The sequence below is a fragment of the Actinacidiphila oryziradicis genome (assembly GCF_005047355.1).
Classification (GTDB): domain Bacteria; phylum Actinomycetota; class Actinomycetes; order Streptomycetales; family Streptomycetaceae; genus Actinacidiphila; species Actinacidiphila oryziradicis.
Genome location: NZ_SUMC01000215.1, coordinates 1 through 6158, shown reverse-complemented (window position 1 = coordinate 6158; position 6158 = coordinate 1). Strand labels below are relative to the sequence as shown.

General features: G+C 69.1%; 8 protein-coding genes and 2 pseudogenes. 3 read left to right on the top strand and 7 right to left on the bottom strand.

Annotated features, from left to right (window positions below):
- Together FCI23_RS53530 and FCI23_RS53525 are read left to right on the top strand one after the other, a co-directional pair.
- On the top strand, positions 1 to 392 hold a 392-nt coding region (locus FCI23_RS53530; RefSeq protein WP_211265886.1), incomplete at its 5' end, for a hypothetical protein.
- Between the two features lie 228 nt (positions 393 to 620).
- Positions 621 to 992 carry a thioredoxin family protein gene (locus FCI23_RS53525; protein WP_136731407.1) on the top strand — a complete coding sequence of 124 codons (372 nt, stop codon included), beginning with the start codon at positions 621 to 623 and terminating at the stop codon, positions 990 to 992.
- Positions 993 to 1072: 80 nt separating this feature from the next.
- On the opposite strand, the gene FCI23_RS63495 is transcribed toward FCI23_RS53525, so the two are convergent.
- A complete protein-coding gene (locus tag FCI23_RS63495; RefSeq protein WP_322974061.1) occupies positions 1073 to 1243 on the bottom strand; it encodes an ATP-binding protein in 171 nt (56 codons plus the stop codon).
- A complete protein-coding gene (locus tag FCI23_RS63490; protein WP_322974060.1) occupies positions 1240 to 1485 on the bottom strand; it encodes an ATP-binding protein in 246 nt (81 codons plus the stop codon). The genes FCI23_RS63495 and FCI23_RS63490 overlap by 4 nt, the downstream gene beginning before the upstream one ends.
- A gap of 653 nt (positions 1486 to 2138) precedes the next feature.
- Here FCI23_RS63490 and FCI23_RS53515 point away from each other — a divergent pair.
- Positions 2139 to 2474: a MerR family transcriptional regulator gene (locus FCI23_RS53515; RefSeq protein WP_136731405.1), complete on the top strand. Its 336-nt coding sequence runs from the start codon at positions 2139 to 2141 to the stop codon at positions 2472 to 2474.
- Positions 2475 to 2810: 336 nt separating this feature from the next.
- Here the strand turns inward: FCI23_RS53515 and FCI23_RS53510 are convergent, their stop codons facing one another.
- From FCI23_RS53510 to ctaF, 5 genes and pseudogenes are all read right to left on the bottom strand, one after another.
- Positions 2811 to 3083 carry a hypothetical protein gene (locus FCI23_RS53510; RefSeq protein ID WP_136731403.1) on the bottom strand — a complete coding sequence of 91 codons (273 nt, stop codon included), beginning with the start codon at positions 3081 to 3083 and terminating at the stop codon, positions 2811 to 2813.
- A gap of 636 nt (positions 3084 to 3719) precedes the next feature.
- The gene (locus tag FCI23_RS62885) at positions 3720 to 4019 is read right to left on the bottom strand and encodes a SpoIIE family protein phosphatase (RefSeq protein ID WP_169317451.1); all 300 of its coding nucleotides are present in this window, start codon (positions 4017 to 4019) and stop codon (positions 3720 to 3722) included.
- Positions 4020 to 4158: 139 nt separating this feature from the next.
- Positions 4159 to 4350 (bottom strand): annotated as a pseudogene (locus tag FCI23_RS64500) (serine/threonine-protein phosphatase); the annotation flags it as partial.
- A 180-nt stretch (positions 4351 to 4530) separates the two neighbouring features.
- Positions 4531 to 5448, bottom strand: a pseudogene (locus FCI23_RS53505) (IS5 family transposase); the annotation flags it as partial.
- 438 nt (positions 5449 to 5886) lie between these two features.
- The coding region (gene ctaF / locus FCI23_RS53495) for an aa3-type cytochrome oxidase subunit IV (protein ID WP_136731402.1) at positions 5887 to 6158 on the bottom strand (272 nt) is incomplete at its 5' end.

Below are 6158 nucleotides of genomic sequence, written 5' to 3'. Positions count from 1 at the left end.
GTGCACCGGATCCGCGCGCGGGATCTGATGCGCAGGAGCGCCGGTCACTCCGGCGCGAGGAACCGATACTCAACCCCTGGGAAGAAGGGGACATCATGCGCGCGTCCAAGATCAGGCGAGTGGTTGCCGCGGTATGCGCGGCACCTATCATCGCTCTCGGAGCTTCGGCCGGCGCTAGCGCGGCCACCAACCAGGCCACTACCCACGCGCCTACCACCGCGGTGGTAGCTGCGGCCCACAGCCCCAACTGGGGCGGCGGCTGGGGCGACGGCTATGGCTGGGGCTACGGCGGCTGGGGCGGTGGCTACGGCGGCTGGGGCCACGGCTGGGGCGGTGGCTGGGGTCACGGCGGCTGGGGTCACGGTGGCTGGGGTCACGGCGGCCGCTGGTAGGCCGGGCACAGTGCAGCCCACCGTCAGCACGCAGCCCGCTGCTTGATCCGGGTGCCCGGGAGTCTGTCGGGCACCCGGACCCCCTGTCCACCGGCTCCCGCGGCGACCAGCGGTGGTCCAGGCGCCGCCCATGACGGCGCCGGTCTTTGCCGGTGCGGAGGCGAATCGGGTGGGCACGGCTGGAGACAGGGCACAAGCACATGCCGCGGCCGCGAACGGGAGTCATACGTGGCGCTGAAGACCGTTACCGACGTGAGTTTCGACGAGGATGTCCTCAAGAGCGACAAGCCCGTCCTGGTCCACTTCTGGGCAGAGTGGTCCGGCCCGTGCCGACAGATCGCCCCGAGCCTGGAGGCGATCGCCGCAGAGCACGGCGACCAGATCGAGATCGTCAAGCTCAACATCGACCAGAACCCGAAGACCGCTGCGAGATACAGGGACCTGCCCATCCCGGTGCTGAACGTCTATCAGTGCGGGCGCGTCGTTAAGACCATCGTGGGCACCAAGCCGAAGGCCGGGACCATCCGGTCCCGCGTCGCGCGGGCCCGAGCCGACCTCATCAAGGCGCTGGGCGCGGACCGGGCGGCACCGCCCTCGTGAGCGATGCCGGGCGGGTAGTCGTCGACGAACGTGGGCCGGTCCATTGCCCCCAGCTTCCCCCTCCGGCCTTGCGGGCGGAGCTATCGGGTGAGGCGGGCGTGGATGGTTTTGCCGGGGCGGTCCGGTGTGATGGACAGCTGTCTGGTGAGGTGGCGGACCATGTGCCAGCCGAAGCCGCCGCTGCTGTCGTTGAGGTCGGGGGTGCGCTCGCGCGGGGGTGCCGGGTTGGGGTCGCTGACGGAGACGGTCACGGTGTCTGGGCCGGCGGACAGGCGAGGGTGTACCGGCCGCCGCCGTGACGCAGTGCGTTGGTGACAAGTTCGGACACCACCAGGACGAGGGTGTCGGCCGTGGTGGGGTCGGGCGCCGGGGTGAGGCTGTCGGTGAAAGCGCGGGCGGCGTCGCGGGTGCGGTGGATGGCGTCCGGGCTGTTCCCTTGCACCACCACGGTCGGTGCGGGAATCGGGATGTCGGTGATCTTCGTGCTGTTCAAGCGCGCACCTCCCGCCTGTATCGGTTGTACCCGCTGTACGGTGCCAGGCAGTCAGCGTGCCCGCTCCGTCGGCCTTCAACCCCGGCAGCGCACCTTTGGTGCAGTTTTCCTATGGGTGCGGGCGAGAGAAGCCTCCCCTCTGCTCCACGGAAAATCTGTCGTGGCGGAAGTAGACATGTGGGCTTGCCGGGGGTTAATGTCTTCCTCGTAGCCAAGACAGTGAGTGAGGCGCGGCAGAGACGAACTGCCTCGCATGCAGGAACAGCAGGTTGTGGCACGGCAGTGGAGCGGCGGGGCCGGAAGCGTGTCGGGGCTCCGTCACTGGCTGTCGGGCCGGGCGGCTCACAGGGGCCGTCGGCGTTACGCAGGAACCGCGGTAACCAGGTTGACCAGAGGTAAGAGAAGGAGGCAGACGCCATCAGGATCGCCCGGGCGAGCGCGTGTTCGGCCCGGGTACCGCAGGCCCCGGAACGGAAGGTGGTCCCACGGTCACGCATCCGCGATCCCCGCACTCGCTCCCACCCCCTCCGGGGCGAGGTTGCGGAAACGACAGGTCGGCACGGCAGTAAGCCGACCGATGGTGTTGCAGTCCTCGGGGCCCTGGTGTCGTACGGCACCAGGGCCCCTCGATGCGTTCCCCAACAGAGGTGCAAGTGACCATAGAAAACTCTTTCGGTCCTCTCGATGACGACGACTATCCCGCCTACACCATGGGACGGGCTGCCGACATGCTCGGAACCACCCCCGCCTTCCTCCGGGCCATCGGCGAAGCCCTGATCACCCCCTTGCGCTCCGAAGGCGGACACCGCCGCTACTCCCGCTACCAGCTGCGCATCGCTGCGCGCGCCCGCGAGCTCGTCGACCAGGGCACCCCGGTCGAGGCGGCCTGTCGCATCGTCATCCTCCAAAACCAGCTCGACGAAGCCCAGCGCATCAACGAAGAACTGCGCCACCCCGCCACCGAGTGCCGTCCCAAGACCAATGCCTGACCAAGGTCGGCCGCAGATGCGGCCTGCCCGGCGCTGCGGCGCCAGCGCCGGCGGCCGAGAACTGACGCCGCAACTCAGAATGAGACTGCGGAGGTAGCGGAAGGTAGGTGAGCCTTCACCCCAGGTCCCGGCAGATGGGGCGGAGGACGTGGCCGGCGGAGCAGACCCACATGGCTACCCCCGAGGCCTCGCACGGATGGACGCCGAGCCCGTGTTCCGGGCATGTGGGCCACACGGTCCACCCCGGGTACGTCACGTAGGTCTGGACCCCGTCCGCCGCCTCGGCCAGAACGCCCTACGCGTCGATCGACTGGATGTGGGTGCCCTCCACAAGGATTATGCCCAGACTGAACTCTGGTTGGGGTCCATGGCGTCGATGACGATGTCGGGCAGCGGATGTCCGGCGGCGAGGATGTCGCGTTCCAACGCGGCGACCGCGGACTCGGCCAGTTGAGTACGGCGTGCCATGACGTGGGGGGCGAGGCACTCAGTGGTCATCTCGCCGTTGTCACGGAAGAGCGAGAACAGCCACTCCCCGACCGCAGGGTCCGCGTCGAAGGGGGTGAAGTCGACGTCGATGTTCTCCGACACGTTCTGGCTGACCTGCATGCTGCTGGCTGTGGTGGCCGCCGTTTTTCTTGGCCTGACGTGGGCAGGTGCGCCGCGACAGAGGCGCTGACCGGTCTGAGGTGATCACGTCCGGATTGTCGGAGCCGCCTCATCGGTGTAACGGCCAACACAGGATCGGAGACCCTGATGAGCAGGCGACAGGTCGAACAGCTGGGGACCACGGGCGCGTGCGATCACGACTGGGTGCAGTGGAGTGGCCAGCAGCGCTGCCGGTCGTGCGGCGCGACGCAGTAACGTGACCGGGCCCGGGCCGCGTATGGTCCCCGGCCCGCAAGGGGGGCACCGTGAAAACCCGCTGCCGAACTCGGCTTCGGCATACGCTGCCCACTCCAGAGCCCCAAGGCCACCCACACCCGGGCGTCATGGGCGGCGCGGACCCGGTCGGCGAGGACGGCGACCGAGTGGCGGAGATCGGCGATTGCCTCCCGGATGCCAGCCGTCATAGCCCGGGCCGCCGCCACATCGAGCGGTTCCAGCGCCCGGCCCTCGCGTGCTCGCTCGCCGACGATTCGCGTGGGCACGTGCGGCTCGATGGTTCCCGGCGGTCTGGGCCGTTCCTCTTCCACGTGCTACGAACCGCCGCCGACCGCAGCACGGCGGGGTCGACGGCAACGGTCAGCGGCAGCGGTCTGTGGGTGGGAGCGGTCCGCTGGGGTGGAGCTGACGGTGGCCGTGGTGGGGGTGAGCTACAGCGTGCGGCCGGTGGAGGTGGTGGGAGTGGGTGCGTTCGATGACCAGGAGGGCGGCGTCGTCGTCCAGTGGCCCACCGGTGTGAGCGAGCAGGTCGCGGTGGATGCGGTGCAGCAGGGCGTCGGGGGCGGATGCGGGGAAGGAGGCGACCCGCTCGGCAAGGGGGTAGAAGGCCCCGGTCGGTGAGCGGGCCTCGATGACGCCATCGGTATAGAGCAGAAGCATGTCGCCGGCTTCGAAGATGAACGGTCGGTGCGTCGGCTGGGGAGGGGCCGTTCGCATATGCCCAGGGGGGTGCGAGGCTGCGGGAGTGCAGGGCCATGACCTGGTGACCGTGCACCAGCAGGGGCGGGGGATGGCCGAAGTCGATCATCTCGGCCTGTGGGTCGTGGTCGGGGATGTCCAGGATGAGGGCGGTGACGAAGTGCTCGCCAACGTCCTGCTCGATCTCGGCGACCTCCTCCAGGTTCCGGCAGACGCTCTCTTCGAGGGCCGCCGCGAGCCCGGGCAAGATGGCGTACCGGTGAGCGCCCTCACGGAACGCGCCCAGCACCATCGAGGCCTCACCGATCGAGGCCAGGCCCTTGCCCCGGACATCGCCGATGACCACCCGGGTGCAGGGATTGGCGGCGCGGGCGACCGCAAACAGGTCGCCCCCGATCTGCGTCTCGTCCTCGGCCGCCAGATACAGCCAGGCCACACGCAACGGCCCGACCCGGCGGGGCGGAGGCCGCAGCAGAGCCCGCTGTGCCACCGTTCCCAGGAAGACGTAGCTGCGCTTGTCGTAGCGAGTTGCTCTCTGAACTGCTTCAACTTGTTAATCGCCCGAGCGGTACAACTCGCGGTCGAACCCGGGTGGGCGGCCTCCGGCGGAGCCGCGCTTGAGACGGTGCGCCCGGTGATCAATTTTTTCCGGGATGCAGTGCCGGATCTTGCGTCGGCGCAGGTCACGCCGGGTGGCCCGGTTGCTGTACGCCTTGTCGGCGCTGATGCTGTCGGGCCGGGTGCGTGGTCGGCCCGGCCCGATGCGAGGCACCCGGATCTTGTCCATGACCGGCTTGAACTGAGTGCAGTCGGCCCGCTGGCCTGCAGTGATGACCAGTGACAGCGGGCGGCACTTCCCGTCGGCGCACAGGTGGATCTTCGTGGTGAGGCCGCCGCGGGACCCTCCCTGTCAGACTCTCGTGGGACCGCCCCAGGGCCTCGCCGGGAGCTCCTCCGCCGCCCGCCGGACGGAAGGTCAGCGGGACATCTTGCCCCGGTTTAGAACCTTTGGATCCCCCTTTGAGGAATCAACGGGTGACGGCGGATCCTTGCGGGCCCCGGCAGCGTGTTGGTGTGCTCGCGCCGTACTGGAGTCCACCGCCGCCTCCCAGTCGATGTCACTCTCACTGTCCGCGACCGCCAGCACCTGCTGGAACAGCCGCTCCCACGTGCCGTCCGCCGACCACTTGCGGTGTCGCCCATGCACCGTCTTCCACGGCCCGAAGCATTCCGGCAGGTCACGCCACGGCACCCCGGTACGGATCCGGTGCAAAATACCGTCGATCACCTGACGGTGATCGCGCCACCGGCCACAACGACCATTACTCACAGGCAGGAACGGCCGTATCCGCCCCCACTCCGCATCCGTTAACTCCCCACGATCTTCCATGTACAGGTCAACGAGTGCCACCGCAACGAGTTACGTGATCGGCCGGACAGAACCTAGCCACGCTGCGCGGGGAAGGCGGGCACTCGGGTGACCCGTCCCGCAGAATACCGGTGCCGCCGGCGGCGAACGCGGAGTACTACGCGGAGCGGGTCCGCGGGCCGGCGCTGCTGCTCGCCCCGCACCGGGGTTCGGTGGGGGGGGAGGTGCAGCGCAGGGACGGTGGTTCAGCCCGGCGACCGGCATGCGTGGCCCGCTGGGTCCAGCAGGCCAGGCTCATCCGGAACACACCGGTCACGACGGTCGCGACCGGTCTCGGCTATGCCACGACACTGGTTTGGTACTTCCGCTGGCCTCGGGCCTGGGGTACGGAGCGTTGTTGAGACGGCCGCCTCCCACGGACGGCGCCCCCACAAGGGGCGCGGGTGGGGCAGGGTGGGGTCAGCGGTCGGAGTGCTGGAAGACGAAGCCGAAGACGGCGCCGGCCAGCAGTGCGCAGCCGATGAGGAAGAGCCACAGTCCGAAGACCACGCCCAGGGCCAGCAGCGTGACGCCGACGGCAATGGTCGCCGGCCAGCCGCTGCGCGGGGGGAAGAAGGCAAGGCGGCCGGCGGTCTCCGCGATGCCGGCATCGCGCCGGTCCTGGGCGCGCAGTCCTCGTTTGCGGTACTGGATGTAGAAGAAGAACGCGACCAGCGATGACATCAGGAACG

Coding starts and splice junctions, on each gene's coding strand:
- FCI23_RS53510 (WP_136731403.1), bottom strand. CDS start 3,083: ATGCAGGTCAGCCAGAACGTGTCGGAGAACATCGACGTCGACTTCACC.
- FCI23_RS62885 (WP_169317451.1), bottom strand. CDS start 4,019: ATGCTTCTGCTCTATACCGATGGCGTCATCGAGGCCCGCTCACCGACC.